Source organism: Rhodanobacter sp. sgz306013, from assembly GCF_057031145.1.
On the sequence record NZ_JBXCIJ010000001.1, the window covers coordinates 419904 to 435425 of the forward strand.

The following is a 15522-nucleotide window of genomic DNA, read 5'->3' on the forward strand; positions in this document are numbered from 1 at the left end:
TCACGCGGAGGCGGCCCATCCTCTGCGGAAGGTGGCCGGGGTCATGCCATAGGTGCGGACGAACTCGCGGTTCAGGTGCGGCTGGTCGTAGAAACCCGCAGCCAGCGCGGCCTCCACCACGGGAACCTGGCGTCGCAGCAGAATCTTCGCCTGCTGCAGCGCGAGCAGCACCCGGAAGTTGTGCAGGCTGCTGCCGGTCTCGCGGCGGAAGACGCGCGACAGGTGGCCGGCGGAGACAGCGCAGCTTTGCGCGACAGCGGCGACATCGGTGTGCAGCGAGCGGCGCTGGGCCAGCAGTGTGGTGGCGCGGGTGGCCAGCGTGGCGGTTTCGCGAATCGCCGTGCGTGGCGCCGGTGCGAAGCGCGAGATGAAGGCCCAGCCCTGCCGATCCAGCGGTTCGAAACGGTGGACCACGCCCGCCGGCACTATCAGCGTCTCGCCAGCGGTGACCTCGCGGCAGGCGTGGGGCAGGCGCAGCCGCGCGCGGCCGGCGAGCACACGCACGATCTCGTCGCCGGCGTGAAAGTGCGGACGGAAACGCCAGGCGTGGCATTCGCCCGCGATGGTTTCGACCGGGACGCCGGCCTCGCGTCCGACAGCGAAGGCGGTGCGGGCGAGGGTAGGGCGCGCGCGCATGCTGGCCGGCCTAACCGACTCCGGCCGCGGTGCGGATCGCCTGCGGCAGCGCCACCGGCTTGCCGGTGGCCGGGTCCATCCACACCATCACCACGTGGCCGTCGCAATACAAGGTGCCGGCGTCGGCCGCATCCACCAGGCGATGCGCGATGGTCATCGAGCTGTTGCCGATGCGTTCGCAGTAAAGCTCCACGTGCAGCTGCGCGGGCCATTCGATCGGGCGGCGGTAGTTGAGCTGGACGGCGGCCATCACCGGCATGCTGTGCTCGTCGAACCAGGGGCCGGGCACGTGGCTCAGCCACTGCAGCCGCGCTTCCTCGAGGTAGGTGAGGTAGTTGGAGTTGTTGACGTGGTTGAAGGCGTCGAGGTCGCGCCAGCGTGCGGCGATATCCGCCGTGAACAGCGGTGCCGGCGCGGCCTGCGCCACGTCGGCAACGGGAGGCGCGGCGGCAGTTTCGGCTTTCTTGCCGCGACGCGCGGGTTTGGGTGATGCGTTGTCGGTCTTGCTCATGAGGTCTTTTTCTTTCCGCGCATCGGCTTGTGCTTGTCGGCCGACGCAATGTGCTTGAGGGCGGTCTTGCCGCGCTTGGCGGCGGTCTTGGCAGGACGCGCCGGCGTCAGGTGCGGTGCGAGGAAATGGCCGGTATGCGAGCCGGGCGTGGCGGCCACGGTTTCCGGCGTGCCGGCTACCAGGATGCGACCGCCGCCGGCGCCGCCCTCGGGGCCTAGGTCGACGATCCAGTCGGCGGTCTTGATCACGTCGAGGTTGTGCTCGATCACCACCACGGTGTTGCCCTGGTCGACCAGCTGGTGCAGCACGTCGAGCAACTGCTCGATGTCGTGGAAGTGCAGGCCGGTGGTGGGCTCGTCGAGGATGTACAAGGTGTTGCCGGTGTCGCGCTTGCTGAGCTCCTTGGAGAGCTTCACGCGCTGCGCCTCGCCGCCGGACAGCGTGGTCGCGCTCTGGCCAAGCTTGATGTAGTCCAGCCCCACCGCGCGCAGCGTGTCCAGCTTGCGCGCGATGGTGGGCACGTTCTCGAACAGCTTCAGCGCGTCCTCCACCGTCATGTCCAGCACGTCGGCGATGGTATGGCCCTTGTAGTGAATCTCCAGCGTCTCGCGGTTGTAGCGCTTGCCGTGGCAGACGTCGCAAGGGACGTACACGTCGGGCAGGAAGTGCATCTCCACCTTCAGCATGCCGTCGCCTTCGCAGGCTTCGCAGCGGCCGCCGCGCACGTTGAAGCTGAAGCGACCCGGCTCGTAGCCGCGCGCGCGCGCCTCGGGCACCTGGGCGAACAGCTCGCGCAGCGGGGTGAACAGGCCGGTGTAGGTGGCGGGGTTGGAGCGTGGCGTGCGGCCGATCGGCGACTGGTCGATGTCCACCACCTTGTCGAACAGCTGCAGGCCTTCCACCGACTTGAACGGCGCCGGCTGTGCGCTGGCGCCGTTGAGCTCAGTGGCGGCGAGGCGGAACAAGGTGTCGTTGATGAGCGTGGATTTGCCCGAGCCGGACACGCCGGTGACGCAGGTGAACAGGCCGGCGGGAATCGCCAGGTCCACGTCCTTCAGGTTGTTGCCGTTGGCGCCGCGCAGGTGCAGCCAGTAGGCGTCGTCGTTGGGCTGGCGGCGCTGCCTCGGCACCTCGATGGCGCGCTCGCCGGACAGGAACTGGCCGGTGACGGAGCGCTTGGAAGCGAGGATGTCCTTCACCGAACCCTGCGCCACGACCTCGCCGCCGTGCACGCCGGCGCCGGGACCGATGTCGAGCACGTGGTCGGCCATGCGGATGGCGTCCTCGTCGTGCTCGACCACGATCACCGTGTTGCCGAGGTCGCGCAGGCGGGTGAGCGTGCCGAGCAGGCGCTCGTTGTCGCGCTGGTGCAGGCCGATGGATGGTTCGTCGAGCACGTACATCACGCCGACCAGGCCGGCGCCGATCTGCGAGGCGAGGCGGATGCGCTGTGCCTCGCCGCCCGACAGCGTGTCGGCCTGGCGGTCCAGCGTAAGGTAGTTGAGGCCCACGTCGTTGAGGAAGGTGAGCCGCTCGCGGATCTCCTTGACGATCTTCGCCGCGATCTCGCCGCGCCAGCCGGTGAGCGTCAGCTCCGCGAAGAACGCCAGCGCATCGTCGATCGAGCGGTTGGTGAGGGCGGGCAGCGCGTGGTCGGCCACGAACACGTTGCGCGCCGAGCGGTTCAGGCGCTGGCCCTCGCACTCGGGGCAGGGATGGTCGCTGATGTACTTGGCCAGCTCCTCGCGCACCGCGGCGGATTCGGTTTCCTTGTAGCGCCGTTCCAGGTTCGGCAGGATGCCTTCGAAGGCATGCTCGCGGGTCACCCGGCCGCCGCGCTCGGTGAGGTAGCGGAAGGCGATCTTCTCCTTGCCGCTGCCGTAGAGGATCGCCTGCTGGGTGGCCTTGGGCAGGCCGGTCCAGGCCGTGTCCACGTCGAAACCGTAGTGCGCGGCCAACGACTGCAGCATCTGGAAGTAGTGCGGGTTGCGCCGGTCCCAGCCGCGGATCGCGCCACCGGACAACGGCAGCTCCGGATGGCCCACCACGCGCGCGGGGTCGAACACCTGGGTCACGCCGAGGCCGTCGCAGGACGGGCAGGCGCCGACGGGCGAGTTGAAGGAGAACAGCCGCGGCTCCAGCTCTGGCAGCGAGTAGTCGCACACGGGGCAGGAATAGCGCGAGGAATAGAGCTGCTCCTTGGCCGACGGATCGTCCATGTCGGCGAGGATCACCAGCCCGTCGCCCAGCCGCAGCGCGGTCTCGAAGGACTCGGCGAGGCGCTGCTTGATGTCGTCGCGCGGACGGAAGCGGTCGATCACCGCCTCGATGGTGTGCTTGATGCGCAGGCCCAGTGGCGGCACCGCGTCGAGGTCGTACACCGCGCCGTCCACGCGCGCACGCACGAAGCCCTGCGCGCGCAGCTGCTCGAACACCTGCACGTGTTCGCCCTTGCGCTCGCGCACCACCGGAGCGAGCAGCATGTAGCGCTTCTCGGGGTCCAGCGCGAGGGTGGCGTCCACCATCTGGCTCACCGTCTGCGCCTCCAGCGGGATACCGTGGTCGGGGCAGCGCGGCGTGCCCACGCGGGCATACAGCAGGCGCAGGTAGTCGTAGACCTCGGTGATCGTGCCCACGGTGGAACGCGGGTTGTGCGAGGTGGATTTCTGTTCGATCGAGATCGCCGGCGACAGGCCTTCGATATGGTCGACGTCGGGCTTCTCCATCATCGACAGGAACTGCCGCGCGTAGGCCGACAGCGACTCCACGTAGCGCCGCTGGCCTTCCGCATAGATGGTGTCGAAGGCCAGCGAGCTCTTGCCCGAGCCGGATAGGCCGGTGATCACGATCAGCCGGTCGCGCGGCAGGTCGAGATCGATGTTCTTCAGGTTGTGCGTGCGTGCGCCGCGGATGCGGATGGTGTCCATGCGTGGGGTCGCAAGGGGAAAAGTGAACTATACCAAACTAGGCAGGTTAGTTATTGCGTAATGCAGCCCGCGGTTTCTAACTGGTCACGATTTGACCAGCGCCCCGGCGGCTCGCTACAATCCGCGGTTCGTCCAGCCCGAAAGGCCGTGACGGAACCCAAGAGAATAACGACAGAAGGGATAATCCCATGAGCTACGCAGTCATCAAGACCGGCGGCAAGCAGTACCGCGTGCAACAGGGCGACGTCCTGCGCGTGGAACTGCTGGACGCCGAAGAAGGCGCCGCCGTGAAGTTCGACCAGGTACTGCTGGTCGGCGAAGGCGAGTCGATCACCGTCGGCGCGCCGACCGTGGCCGGTGCCACCGTGTCCGCCACCGTGCGCAAGCACGGCCGCGCCGACAAGATCCGCATCATCAAGTTCCGCCGCCGCAAGCACTACAAGCGTCAGCAGGGACACCGTCAGCACTACACCGAAGTCGAGATCACGGGCATCAACGCCTGATTTAGCCGGAGCACACAGTCATGGCACACAAAAAAGGCGTAGGTTCGTCCCGCAACGGTCGCGACTCCAACCCGAAGTACCTGGGCGTCAAGGTGTACGGCGGTCAGGACGTCGAGGCCGGCAACATCATCGTGCGTCAGCGCGGCACCCAGTTCCATGCCGGTACCGGCGTGGGCCTCGGCCGCGACCACACGCTGTTCGCCCTGGTGGACGGCAGGGTGGAGTTCAAGGTCCGCGGCGAGAACAACCGCCGGTTCGTCAGCGTCGTGAAGGCCTGATCCTTTCCGAGGTTGCAGCAAGGGCCCCGCTCCGGCGGGGCTTTTGTTTTGTGAGGCGACGGCTGGACTTGCGCGAGTAAGCTTGCCCCTGCGTTTCACCCATTCCTCTCCCGATTCCCCGTTCCCGGTTCCCATGTCATGAAATTCGTCGACGAAGCCATCATCAAGGTCCAGGCCGGCGACGGCGGCAATGGTTGCGCGAGCTTCCGGCGCGAGAAGTTCATCCCGTTCGGCGGGCCGGACGGCGGCGACGGCGGTACCGGCGGTTCGGTCTGGCTGATCGCCGACGAGGGCCTGAACACCCTGGTCGACTTTCGCCACCAGCGCAGCTACAAGGCGCAGCGCGGCCAGAACGGCATGGGCAGCGACATGTACGGCAAGGGCGGCGAAGACACCACGATCCGCGTGCCGGTGGGCACCATGGTCACCAACGTCGATACCGACGAGACCATCGGCGACCTCACCGCGCACGGCCAGCGCCTGCTGGTGGCGCAGGGCGGCAAGGGCGGCCTGGGCAACATCCACTTCAAGACTTCGGTGAACCGCGCGCCGCGCCAGTTCACCCAGGGCACGCCGGGCGAGTCGCGCGAGCTGAAGCTGGAGCTGCGCTTGCTCGCCGACGTGGGCCTGCTCGGCGTCCCCAATGCAGGCAAGTCCACCTTCATCCGCGCCGTGTCGGCGGCCACGCCGAGGGTGGCGGACTATCCGTTCACCACCTTGCATCCGAACCTCGGCGTGGTGAGCCTGGGTACCGACCAGAGCTTCGTGATCGCCGACATCCCAGGCCTGATCGAAGGAGCCGCCGACGGTGCCGGGTTGGGTATTCAGTTCCTGCGCCACGTGTCGCGCACCAGCCTGCTGCTGCACCTAGTCGATATTGCGCCGATCGATGGCACCGACCCGGTGGAGCAGGTGCGCACGATCGAGCACGAGCTGGCGAAGTTCAATCCCGAACTGCTGGAGCGGCCCCGCTGGCTGGTGCTGAACAAGTCCGACGCGCTGCCCGAGGACGAACGCCGGCAGGTGGCCGAGGACATCGTGCGTCGCCTCGACTGGCAAGCGCCGTGGTTCCTCGTTTCGGCCCTGGCGCGGGAGAACACCATGGCGGTCTGCCAGCAGGTGCAGCGCTTCTTCGAGGACCAGCGCGCGGCGCGGGCGGAAGAGCGCGCCGGCATTGCGCCGGGCGACGTGCGCCTGCGCGGCGAGTGAACGGTACCTGCGCCGCGTCGCCAAAAACGCGGCCGTAGGGGCGCACCCGGTGCGCGAATGCCCCTGGCTCCGGTCGAGCATCAGCGCCATCGCGCACAGGGTGCGTTCCTACACGCTGCGGTGCAGGATCAATTCCAGCACCGCCTTGCTGCCGAAGAAGGCCAGCAACAGCACCGCCATGCCGATCAGGCACAGGTTCACCGCGCTGCGTCCGCGCCAGCCGTGCTTCCAGCGCCCCCACAGCAGCACGCCGAAGATCAGCCAGGCAAGCACGCTGAGTACCGTGGTGTGGACCAGGTGCTGGGCGCGGATGTTCTGGATGAACAGCGCGCCGCTCAGCAGGGTGAGCGTGAGCAGGCCGAAGCCGGCGCTGATCAGCCGGAACAGCAGCGCTTCGGTCTGGGTCAGCGGCGGCAGCGCACGCACCAGCCGGATCGGGCGGTGCGTGCGCAACGCACGCTCCTGCACCGCCAGCAGCACCGCCAGCACCGCGGCGATCGACAGCAGGCTGTAGCCAAGCAGGGCGATCGCCACGTGCAGGCTGATCTGCCAGTCCAGCGGATTCGGCGTAGTGGGCGGCGCGAGGAAGATGTCCAGGCCCAGCAGCAGCGCCGCCAGCGGGAACACGATGACGCCCAATCCGGCCACCGGCTTCGACAGGTTCACCAGCAGAGTCAGTGCCGCGACCACGCAGGCGACCAGCGAGAGCGCAGCGAAGAAGTGCAGATCCACCCGTCCGCCGTGAGCGCCCAGCAGCACCGAGACGTGCAGCAGCACGGCCAGCATGGCGGCGCTCAGCCCGAGGCGCCGTGGCGTGCGGGGGCAGCCGGTCATTGGAGCGGCCAGCAGTGCGGACGCGCCCAGGTACAGCACGATGGCGATGATGGCAGGAAGCGTAAGCGACATGGGTCGGAAGTTTCGCACACGCCTCCGTGGGCCGCGAACGCGCATCGCCGCACGACGGCACTTGCAATATTTAGAAAAATATCTAAACATCTAGATGTACACCCAGGATGACGCATCCAATGAAGCAGCAGGAAGTATTCAAGGCCATGGCCGACCCCACGCGGCGCGCGATCCTCAAGCGCCTGCAGGGCGGCCCGCTCACCGCGGGCGAGATCGGCGAGGCGTTCAACATCACGCCGGCTTCGCTGTCGCACCACTTCGCCGTACTCAAGCATGCCGACCTGGTGCGCACCGAGCGGCGTGGCCAGTACATCGTCTATTCGCTCAACAGCACCGTGTTCGAGGACCTCGCACGGATGCTGATGGACCTGTTTCCCTCGAAGGGAAAAGCCGGAGGCAAGCAATGAAATCCGCACGTATGTTGATCGTTTCTACTGTTTACGTGGCCATCGCCGTCGGGGTGGCGATCTGGCTATGGCCGCACATGCCGGCTCGCGTGCCCAGCCACTGGGGTATCGACGGGCATCCGAACGGCTACGCATCCCGCTTCCGGGTCGTGGCCATGTGGCCCCTGCTGATACTCGGGATGGCCCTGCTCGCGACCGTGCTGCCGCGAATTTCGCCGAAGCGTTTCGAAATGGAATCCTTTGCCGGCATCTATGCGGCGCTGATGCTGGTGATCCAGGGAACGATGCTGGTGCTTGGTGTCGCGGCCATGCTCGCCGGGGCCGGCCACGCGGTGCCCATGGCGACCATCGCCCCGTTGGCGGCCGGCGTGCTGCTGATGGTGCTGGGCAATTACATGGGCAAGTTGCGTCGGAATTTCTTCATGGGCGTCCGCACGCCGTGGACGCTGACCAGCGAGGCAGTGTGGGAGCGGACGCATCGACTGGCGGGCTGGATGTACGTGCTGGGTGGCATGGTGATGGTCGTGCTTGCCCTGGCCGGCGCCCTGTCGGGATGGGCGTTGGCAGCGGTGGTGGTCGTGCTGCTGATTCCGCACGTGTGCTCGTACTTCATCTACCGGCGCCTCGAAGTACGCCGCCCGTCGGAGGGAGATGCACCATGAAACTGTGTCGGATCACCCTCGCTGCCAGCATGCTGCTGGCAGCGCCGTTCGCGCGGGCGGGCACGGGAGGGGCGGCGGAACAGTGTGCGGTGCGCTCCGCAACACTGCTGGATGCGCTGGTGCATGTCGACTACGCCACGGCCCGCAGCGACTTCGCCCCGGAACTGGCCGGAAAATTGGATGCGGGCAAGCTCAGGCAGGCCTGGGTCGCTCTCCAGGGGCAGGGCGGCTCCTACATCGCCAGCACCCCGGCGCAAAAGCTGTACGTGAACGATCAGCCGGTGTTCGTCACGCAGATGAGCCTCGCCAAGGCGCCGCTGGACATGGTGATCGCGTGCGACGCGCAGGACCGTGTCGCCTTGTTGCGTTTCGCGCCGCCGGCGATGGTGGCGCTAATGACGCAGAAGACTGCGGCGCATGGCGTGCAGGCGCATGTCGAGGCCGACGGTGTGCGGGTGTCACCGCTGGATGTGCCGACGCCGGTCGGCCCTCTGCGTGGAGCGCTGACCCTGCCTGCAGGTCACGGCCCCTTCCCGGCGGTGGTGCTGGTGGCGGGTTCCGGGGCGCACGACATGGACGAGACCGTTGGCCCCAACAAGCCATTTCAAGACATCGCTGACGGCTTGGCGCGCGCCGGCATCGCCTCGCTGCGCTACGACAAGCGCACCTTCGACTACCCGAAAGAGTGGAGCGGCAAGAGTGCCCCCGCGATCGATGCGGAAGTGACTGACGACGCCGTGGCCGCGGCCGGTTTGCTGGCGCGGCAGCACGCGGTCGATCCGCGCCGGGTGTTCGTGATCGGCCACAGTCTGGGCGCCATGATGGCGCCGCGCATCGGCGAGCGCGATGCGCAACTGGCCGGCCTGGTGCTGATGGCGGCACCGGCGCGGGGCATCTTCGATGTGCTTGAGCAGCAGGCGCGCGAACAGTCGGCCAAGGCCGGTGAGTCGCCGGCCGCCACCGCGAAGGCGGTGCAGGCGTATGTGGCCGAGCGGAGACTGCTGGCTGCGGTCGCGCCGGGGCAGCCAGCGCCACAAGGCCAATTCGATGGCGGGCCCCAGAGCTACTGGCTGAGCTGGTCGCGGGTCGATCCGGTGGCTGCAGCAAAAAGGCTGTCGATGCCTATGCTGATCCTGCAGGGCGGCAGCGATTTCCAGATCTCGCCCACCCTGGACTTCGCGCGCTGGAAGCAGGAACTGGCCGGTCGGACGCACACGGCATTCCAGCTGTACCCCGGTTTGAGTCATCTGTTCATGTCTGCCGGCAAGACCGGTAGGCTGGACGACTACACGGCACCGGCACACGTGGATGCGCAGGTAGTCGGCGACATCGCGAAGTGGATCGAGGCACAGGCTCCTGCATCCGACGGACGCGCGATCGGCAGCCGGTGACTGCCCGGCAGGGGTGGGGGCGCCGGTCGCGGCGCCCGACCTCCGCTATAATCATGCGCTTCCCGTCTGCCTGCCGACCCCATGTTCGAATCGCTCAGCCAACGCCTGTCCACCACCGTCAACCGCCTGCGCGGCCGCGGCCGGTTGACCGAGGAAAACATCCGCGAGGCGCTGCGCGAGGTGCGCATCGCCCTGCTGGAAGCCGACGTGGCGCTGCCGGTGGTGCAGGCATTGATCCAGCGCGTGAAGGTGCGCGCGGTGGGGCAGGACGTGATGAAGAGCCTGTCGCCCGGCCAGGCGCTGGTGAAGGTGGTCAGCGACGAGCTGACTGCGGTGATGGGCACGGCCAACAGCGAGCTGAACCTCGCCGCCACGCCGCCGGCGGTGGTGTTGATGGCCGGCCTGCAGGGCGCGGGCAAGACCACCACGGTGGCCAAGCTGGCGCGCCTGCTGACCGAGCGCAAGAAGAAGAAGGTGATGGTGGTGAGCTGCGACGTCTACCGTCCGGCCGCCATCGAGCAGCTGCGCACGCTGGCCGGGCAGGTGGGCGTGAAGTTCTTCCCGTCCGAGGCGGGGCAGGACCCCGTCGACATCGCGAAGAATGCGATCGCCGCGGCCCGCCGCGAGGTGGTCGACGTGCTGCTGGTCGACACCGCCGGCCGGCTGCACGTGGACGAGGCGATGATGGCGGAGATCAAGGCGCTGCACGCCGCGATCATCCCGGTCGAGACCCTGTTCGTGGTCGACTCGATGACCGGCCAGGACGCCGCCACCACCGCCAAGGCCTTCGCCGACGCGTTGCCGCTTACCGGCGTGGTGCTGACCAAGACCGACGGCGACGCCCGTGGCGGTGCTGCGCTGTCGGTGCGCTACATCACCGGCCGGCCGATCAAGTTCCTTGGCGCGGGCGAGAAGACCGACGCACTGGAGCCGTTCCATCCGGATCGCGTGGCGCAGCGCATCCTCGGCATGGGCGACGTGCTGTCGCTGGTCGAGGAGGTCGAGCGCAAGGTCGACCAGGAAAAGGCGCAGAAGCTGGCCCAGAAGGTGATGAAGGGCAAGCGCTTCGACCTCGAGGACATGCGCGACCAACTGGAGCAGATGAACAACATGGGCGGCCTGGCCGGCCTGATGGACAAGCTGCCCGGCGTCTCCGGCCTGCCCGACAGCGTGAAGTCCAAGGTCGGCGACGGCGAGATCAAGCGCATGGTGGCGATCATCGGCTCGATGACCCGGAAGGAGCGCCGCCATCCCGACCTGCTGAACGGCTCGCGCCGCGCCCGCGTGGCGAAGGGCTCGGGCACGCAGCCCGCCGACGTCAACCGCCTGCTGAAGCAGTACATGCAGATGGAGAAGATGATGTCCAAGCTCTCCCGCGGCGGCGGCAAGGGGCTGCTGCGGCAGATGAGCGGCGCGCTGAAAGGCATGGGCGGGATGGGCGGCATGGGTGGGCTGCCGCCGCGCTGACGGGCCGAAGCCCGTGGGCCAAGGATGGCCCGTTCGTCACCCATCGCATAGCGAAGGGTGACAGTCCGGACCGGCTAGTCGGCCCGGGCGAGCCCGGAAAGGGCAGAATGTCCTTCCCGGGCACCAGGCAAGGCTCTGGCTTTCTGGCTGGTTGGTCGCCGCCGCCACGCCGCGAGCCGCATAACCTCTTCCTTTTTCAGTCACATCCCCCTAAAATGCCGCGTTTACCGCGCACGGCCTCGTGCGTGTGGCCGGCGATTCCGGCATCTCTGGAGCTTTCATCATGGTCAAGATTCGTCTTTCGCGCGGTGGCGCCAAGGGCCGCCCGTTCTACCACGTCGTAGTCACCGACCAGCGCAACAAGCGCGACGGCCGCAACATTGAAAACGTGGGCTACTACAACCCGGTCGCCTCGGGCAAGGACAAGCGCCTCGAGCTTAACGTCGCGCGCGTGCAGGAGTGGGTCGGCAAGGGCGCCCAGCTGAGCGACAAGGTCGCCGCCCTGGTGAAGGAAGCCGGCAAGCAGCAGGCGGCCTGAAAGTGATGGCAGCCGGTCGGCGCGTCCCGGTCGGACGCATCGTCGGGCTGTACGGCGTGCAGGGCTGGGTCAAGCTCGAATCCTGGACCGAGCCCCGCACGCGGATCTTCGAATATCGTCCCTGGCTGCTGGCAACGGCGCCGGACACGGTGAAGGAGATCGCGGGAGCGAAAGGGCGCCCGCAGGGCAAAGGCCTGGTGGCCTGCCTGCCCGGCGTGGACGACCGCGACACGGCAGCCGCCCTCGTCGGCAGCGACATCTACGTCGCCCGCGAGCAGCTGCCGCCTCCCGGCAAGGGCGAGTATTACTGGATCGACCTCGAAGGACTCGAGGTCGTCACCACCGAAGGCGCGGCACTCGGACGGGTCAGCCACCTGTTCGCCACCGGCGCCAACGATGTGGTGGTGGTGCGGGACGGCGAGCGCGAGCGGCTGGTCCCCTTCATCCAGGGCAGTGTCGTGCGTTCGGTGGACTTGTCCGGCGGGCGCATGGTGGTGGACTGGGATCCCGAATTCTGAAGGTTGGAGTTTGAGGTCCATGCGTATCGATGTCGTCACGCTGTTCCCCGACTTCATGCGCCAGTGCGCCGCCGTCGGTGTTGTGGGACGCGCGCAGCAGCGCGAGCTGCTGCAGGTGGAAACCTGGAACCCGCGCGACTACGCCACCGACAACTACCGTACCGTGGACGGCCGCACCTGCGGCGGCGGCCCCGGGATGGTGATGCTGATCGAGCCCTTGCGGGCGGCCCTGAAGGCCATGCGCGAGGCGGCGCCGGAACCGGCGCACGTGATTTACCTCAGTCCGCAGGGAGCGCGGCTGACGCAGGGCAGGGTGGTGGCGCTGGCGAAGATGCCGCGCATCGCCTTGCTCTGCGGGCGTTACGAGGGTGTGGACGAGCGCTTGCTGGCGCACGAGGTCGACGAGGAGCTTTCCATCGGCGACTATGTGCTTTCCGGTGGCGAGCTGGGTGCCGCGGTGGTGATCGATGCGGTGGGCAGGTTGCAGGATGGCGCGTTGAACGATGCGCAGTCCGCCGAGCAGGACTCGTTCTCGAACGGCCTGCTGGACTGCCCGCACTACACGAAACCGGTGCGGGATGCCTACGGCGAGGTGCCGGCGGTGCTGCTCTCCGGCGACCACGCGGCGATCCGCCGCTGGCGCCTGAAGCAGGCACTGGGCCGGACCTGGCTCAGGCGCCCGGATCTGCTGGCGCAACGCGTGCTGGATGCGGAATCCCGCGCATTGCTGGAGGAATTCCGTCGCGAATACCGCGTGACGGGTGGAAGCTGAAGCGTGCGGTCAGGGACGGACGCTGTGTGATTCCCGCGGTCAGGACGATCGCAATCAACCAAGACACCTTGCGGCCAGGGATTGCCGCTTACAGAACTACCGCGGCAGGGACTGCCGCAAACCATCGAGGTCGCCATGAACAAGATCATCCAGCAGTTCGAAGCCGAGCAGATCACCCGTCCCTTGCCGGAGTTCGGCGCTGGCGACACCGTGGTCGTGAACGTCAAGGTCAAGGAAGGCAATCGCGAGCGCGTGCAGGCCTTCGAGGGCATCGTCATCGCCAAGCGTAACCGCGGCCTGCATTCGGCCTTCACGGTGCGCAAGATCTCGCACGGCACCGGCGTGGAGCGCGTGTTCCAGGCGCACAGCCCGGCAATCGATTCGGTCGAGGTGAAGCGCAAGGGCAAGGTGCGTGGCGCCAAGCTGTACTACCTGCGCGGCCTGGAGGGCAAGGCTGCCCGCATCAAGGAAGACATCGCCGCCGCCGCCGCGATCAAGGCCGCGAACAAGGCTGCCGCCAGCGCCGAGTAAGCGCGGGCGCCATCGCTGCACAGACAGGAAACCCGCGGATCGCTCCGCGGGTTTCCTGTTTTCCGTTGCGTCATCGCCGCCGCCTCGCGCGGGGGGCGTCCAGAGGCAGGGCGATCAATCCAGCCGCTGCGGCACCTGCAGGAAGTTGCCCTGCACGAAGTCCACGCCCGCAGCGAACAGCAGCGAGGTGCTGGTGGCGTCCTCGACCCATTCGGCGATGGTCTGCTTCTTCAGCGAACGCGCCTGCTGGCAGAGCTCGGCCACCTTTTTCTGGTTCTCGGGGTGCTGCGGCAGGTCGGCCATGTAGCTGCGGTCGATCTTCAGGTAGTCCGCGTCGATGTGGTTGAGCAACTGGAAGGAGTTGAGGCCTGAGCCGAACTGCTCCAGCGCGAAGCGGCCGCCGAGTTTCTTCCATGCCGTGACGAACTCCTGCGCGGGGCGCAGCAAGGTCATCACCTTGCTCTCGGTCATTTCCAGCACCAGCCGGCCGCGTTTGAGCCCGGCCTGGCCGAGGCGTTCGCCCAGCCATTTCAGCATCGTGTCGTCCTGCAGCGAGGCCGCCGTGAGCTTGACGAAGAACGTGGTCGGCTGGCCCAGGCCTTCGCGCCGTTGCAGCGCAAGAATGGTCTGGTCGAGCACCCAGCGGTCGACCGCGCCGGTGAGGCCGTGCTTCTCGGCGATCGGCATGAAGAAGCCAGGCAGCACCTCGCCCTGCGGGCCGTTCATGCGCAGCAGGATCTCCGAGTAGTCGCCCTCGGCGTCCTGCAGGCTGATCGTCTGCTGGTGGTAGAGCATCAGGCCCTCGCCCTCCAGCGCCTTGCGCAGCAGGTCCAGCCAGTAGCGCTCGCGCTCCTCGTCGGCCTTCTCGCGTGCGGCGGGGTCGTGCAGCTCGACCTGGTTGCTGCCCAGGCTCTGCGCCGTGCGCAGGGCCTGGCCGGCCTGGTTGAGCAGCAACTCGGTGTTGGCGTTCTTCTCGCCGAGCAGGCTGCCGCCGACACTGGCGGTGACCGTGATCGAGCGCGACCCGGCGTCGAAGATCTCGCTGCCGATCGCGTGCTGCAGTTTGGCGATCCACTCCCGTATCGCCTCGTCCGGTCGGGGGGCGAGGATGATGCCCAGCGTGTGCTCGGCCAGCATGCCGGCGACGTCGTCGGTGCCCAGCAGCATGCGGACGCGGTCGGAGAAGCCGGCCAGCAGTTCGTCGGCCTTGGCCAGGCCGATGCCGCCCACCAGCGCCGCCCAGTTGTCCGGCTCGATCAGCAGCAGCGACTGCCCCTTCTTGCCCTTGGCGGCATCGATCACCGCGTGGTCGATGGCCTCCAGCATGTGCGGGCGGTTGTACAGGCCTGTGATCGGGTCGCGCTGCAGCTGCTCCAGCGCCGCGGGGTCGACCAACTGGCGGCGGAAGACGATCTGCAGGCAGGGTTCGCCTTCGAACGTGGCTGGGGCGAATTCCACGGAGGCATCGAACGGGGTGCCGTCGGCGCGGCGGGCGCGCAGGCTGACCTGGTTCGGCAGCTTCTCCTGGCGGGTATGCCCGCGCAGCAGGTTCTTGAATTCGTCCACGTCGGCGGCGTCGATCATGTCCAGGATGGGCATGCCGAGCAGGTCGTCGAAGCTTTCGTGGCCGAAGGTCTCGAGGTAGGCCAGGTTCGCACGCACGTGCACGCCCTCGTGCACGTAGGTGATGGCGTCGCGGGAGGAGTCGAGCAGGGCGTCGCAACGACGTTCCAGTTCGCGCTGCGTGGCTTCCAGACGGCGCAGCTGGCGCCGGGCCTGCAGGGCCTCGAATTCCCGTCGCAGCACCGCCAGCAACTGGCCCGGCATGCCTCGCGCGGCAACGCCGTGTACGCCCTGCTCGAACAGCTCGGCCACTTCGCGGTTCTCCAGCGAGCCGACTAGGCCGAGCAGGGAGTAGTCGCTGCCGTGGGCATCGAGCATGCGCACCACCTCGGGCAGGGTGATCGCGCCGTTGGCAGGGTCGAACATCACCATGTCCGGCTCCAGCTCTGCCAGCGCCGCCTGCACCTGGTCCGCGGCGGTGGCCCGCGCCGGGCGAACCGCGATGCCGGTGTTGCGCAGCAGGCTGATGATCTGCTCCGCCTCCTCGACCGAGTGTTCGATGAAGAGAATCCTGATGACGAAGTCTTTTTTCATGGGCTGCCGTATTGCGGGAAGCGATGAAGGCCGCTTGCCTTCCGGGCGAGACGATGTGCAGGCTCGGTTGTAACGGATTGGCGGCGGAACTGCCAGCGGACGGCCAAAC

At 67.6% G+C, this 15522-nt stretch carries 16 protein-coding genes; 11 read left to right on the top strand and 5 right to left on the bottom strand.

Going from position 1 to position 15522, the window contains the following annotated elements:
• Genes AC2EWF_RS01980 through uvrA form a run of 3 tightly spaced genes read right to left on the bottom strand, consistent with a single transcriptional unit; the run spans position 1 to position 4074 of the window.
• Positions 1-636, bottom strand: a complete 636-nt coding sequence (locus AC2EWF_RS01980) for a helix-turn-helix transcriptional regulator (protein ID WP_483637677.1) — start codon at positions 634-636, stop codon at positions 1-3.
• A gap of 10 nt (positions 637-646) precedes the next feature.
• Entirely contained in the window at positions 647-1147 is a 501-nt protein-coding gene (locus AC2EWF_RS01985; RefSeq protein ID WP_483637678.1) for an acyl-CoA thioesterase, read from the bottom strand.
• Positions 1144-4074, bottom strand: a complete 2931-nt coding sequence (gene uvrA, locus AC2EWF_RS01990) for an excinuclease ABC subunit UvrA (protein ID WP_483637679.1) — start codon at positions 4072-4074, stop codon at positions 1144-1146. Before uvrA ends, AC2EWF_RS01985 begins: the two co-directional genes overlap by 4 nt.
• Positions 4075-4262: 188 nt before the next feature.
• Between uvrA and rplU the strand changes: the two genes are divergently transcribed.
• From rplU to cgtA, 3 genes are all read left to right on the top strand, one after another.
• Positions 4263-4577 (top strand): 50S ribosomal protein L21, encoded by a 315-nt coding sequence (rplU, locus tag AC2EWF_RS01995; RefSeq protein WP_483637680.1) that lies wholly within the window; start codon positions 4263-4265, stop codon positions 4575-4577.
• A gap of 20 nt (positions 4578-4597) precedes the next feature.
• Positions 4598-4855, top strand: a complete 258-nt coding sequence (gene rpmA, locus AC2EWF_RS02000; protein WP_483637681.1) for a 50S ribosomal protein L27 — start codon at positions 4598-4600, stop codon at positions 4853-4855.
• A 138-nt stretch (positions 4856-4993) separates the two neighbouring features.
• Positions 4994-6064, top strand: a complete 1071-nt coding sequence (cgtA, locus tag AC2EWF_RS02005; RefSeq protein WP_483637682.1) for an Obg family GTPase CgtA — start codon at positions 4994-4996, stop codon at positions 6062-6064.
• 108 nt (positions 6065-6172) lie between these two features.
• On the opposite strand, the gene AC2EWF_RS02010 is transcribed toward cgtA, so the two are convergent.
• Positions 6173-6970 carry a cytochrome C assembly family protein gene (locus AC2EWF_RS02010; protein ID WP_483637683.1) on the bottom strand — a complete coding sequence of 266 codons (798 nt, stop codon included), beginning with the start codon at positions 6968-6970 and terminating at the stop codon, positions 6173-6175.
• A gap of 119 nt (positions 6971-7089) precedes the next feature.
• On the opposite strand from AC2EWF_RS02010, the gene AC2EWF_RS02015 reads away from it, so the two are divergent.
• From AC2EWF_RS02015 to rplS, 8 genes are all read left to right on the top strand, one after another.
• The gene (locus AC2EWF_RS02015) at positions 7090-7377 is read left to right on the top strand and encodes an autorepressor SdpR family transcription factor (RefSeq protein ID WP_483637684.1); all 288 of its coding nucleotides are present in this window, start codon (positions 7090-7092) and stop codon (positions 7375-7377) included.
• Positions 7374-8039, top strand: a complete 666-nt coding sequence (locus AC2EWF_RS02020; RefSeq protein WP_483637685.1) for an SdpI family protein — start codon at positions 7374-7376, stop codon at positions 8037-8039. The genes AC2EWF_RS02015 and AC2EWF_RS02020 overlap by 4 nt, the downstream gene beginning before the upstream one ends.
• Positions 7931-9430, top strand: coding sequence for an alpha/beta fold hydrolase (locus tag AC2EWF_RS02025; RefSeq protein WP_483637686.1), 1500 nt, complete (start codon positions 7931-7933; stop codon positions 9428-9430). The genes AC2EWF_RS02020 and AC2EWF_RS02025 overlap by 109 nt, the downstream gene beginning before the upstream one ends.
• Positions 9431-9511: 81 nt before the next feature.
• Entirely contained in the window at positions 9512-10897 is a 1386-nt protein-coding gene (ffh, locus tag AC2EWF_RS02030; protein ID WP_483637687.1) for a signal recognition particle protein, read from the top strand.
• Between the two features lie 283 nt (positions 10898-11180).
• On the top strand, positions 11181-11435 hold the full coding sequence (rpsP, locus tag AC2EWF_RS02035) for a 30S ribosomal protein S16 (protein ID WP_367844200.1): 255 nt from the start codon (positions 11181-11183) through the stop codon (positions 11433-11435).
• Between the two features lie 5 nt (positions 11436-11440).
• Positions 11441-11953: a ribosome maturation factor RimM gene (rimM, locus tag AC2EWF_RS02040; RefSeq protein WP_483637688.1), complete on the top strand. Its 513-nt coding sequence runs from the start codon at positions 11441-11443 to the stop codon at positions 11951-11953.
• 19 nt (positions 11954-11972) lie between these two features.
• Entirely contained in the window at positions 11973-12725 is a 753-nt protein-coding gene (trmD, locus tag AC2EWF_RS02045) for a tRNA (guanosine(37)-N1)-methyltransferase TrmD (RefSeq protein ID WP_483637689.1), read from the top strand.
• A gap of 135 nt (positions 12726-12860) precedes the next feature.
• Positions 12861-13256 carry a 50S ribosomal protein L19 gene (rplS, locus tag AC2EWF_RS02050; RefSeq protein WP_077482024.1) on the top strand — a complete coding sequence of 132 codons (396 nt, stop codon included), beginning with the start codon at positions 12861-12863 and terminating at the stop codon, positions 13254-13256.
• A 114-nt stretch (positions 13257-13370) separates the two neighbouring features.
• Here the strand turns inward: rplS and AC2EWF_RS02055 are convergent, their stop codons facing one another.
• Positions 13371-15413 (bottom strand): EAL domain-containing response regulator, encoded by a 2043-nt coding sequence (locus tag AC2EWF_RS02055; RefSeq protein WP_483637690.1) that lies wholly within the window; start codon positions 15411-15413, stop codon positions 13371-13373.
• Between the last annotated feature and the right edge of the window lie 109 nt (positions 15414-15522).

Excerpts from the sequence above, each read along its gene's own strand:
- ffh (WP_483637687.1), top strand. The coding sequence starts at position 9,512 with ATGTTCGAATCGCTCAGCCAACGCCTGTCCACCACCGTCAACCGCCTG.
- uvrA (WP_483637679.1), bottom strand. The coding sequence starts at position 4,074 with ATGGACACCATCCGCATCCGCGGCGCACGCACGCACAACCTGAAGAAC.
- trmD (WP_483637689.1), top strand. The coding sequence starts at position 11,973 with ATGCGTATCGATGTCGTCACGCTGTTCCCCGACTTCATGCGCCAGTGC.
- AC2EWF_RS02025 (WP_483637686.1), top strand. The coding sequence starts at position 7,931 with ATGGGCGTTGGCAGCGGTGGTGGTCGTGCTGCTGATTCCGCACGTGTG.
- AC2EWF_RS02020 (WP_483637685.1), top strand. The coding sequence starts at position 7,374 with ATGAAATCCGCACGTATGTTGATCGTTTCTACTGTTTACGTGGCCATC.
- rplS (WP_077482024.1), top strand. The coding sequence starts at position 12,861 with ATGAACAAGATCATCCAGCAGTTCGAAGCCGAGCAGATCACCCGTCCC.
- rpmA (WP_483637681.1), top strand. The coding sequence starts at position 4,598 with ATGGCACACAAAAAAGGCGTAGGTTCGTCCCGCAACGGTCGCGACTCC.
- cgtA (WP_483637682.1), top strand. The coding sequence starts at position 4,994 with ATGAAATTCGTCGACGAAGCCATCATCAAGGTCCAGGCCGGCGACGGC.
- AC2EWF_RS01980 (WP_483637677.1), bottom strand. The coding sequence starts at position 636 with ATGCGCGCGCGCCCTACCCTCGCCCGCACCGCCTTCGCTGTCGGACGC.
- rplU (WP_483637680.1), top strand. The coding sequence starts at position 4,263 with ATGAGCTACGCAGTCATCAAGACCGGCGGCAAGCAGTACCGCGTGCAA.
- AC2EWF_RS02015 (WP_483637684.1), top strand. The coding sequence starts at position 7,090 with ATGAAGCAGCAGGAAGTATTCAAGGCCATGGCCGACCCCACGCGGCGC.
- rimM (WP_483637688.1), top strand. The coding sequence starts at position 11,441 with ATGGCAGCCGGTCGGCGCGTCCCGGTCGGACGCATCGTCGGGCTGTAC.
- AC2EWF_RS02010 (WP_483637683.1), bottom strand. The coding sequence starts at position 6,970 with ATGTCGCTTACGCTTCCTGCCATCATCGCCATCGTGCTGTACCTGGGC.
- rpsP (WP_367844200.1), top strand. The coding sequence starts at position 11,181 with ATGGTCAAGATTCGTCTTTCGCGCGGTGGCGCCAAGGGCCGCCCGTTC.
- AC2EWF_RS02055 (WP_483637690.1), bottom strand. The coding sequence starts at position 15,413 with ATGAAAAAAGACTTCGTCATCAGGATTCTCTTCATCGAACACTCGGTC.
- AC2EWF_RS01985 (WP_483637678.1), bottom strand. The coding sequence starts at position 1,147 with ATGAGCAAGACCGACAACGCATCACCCAAACCCGCGCGTCGCGGCAAG.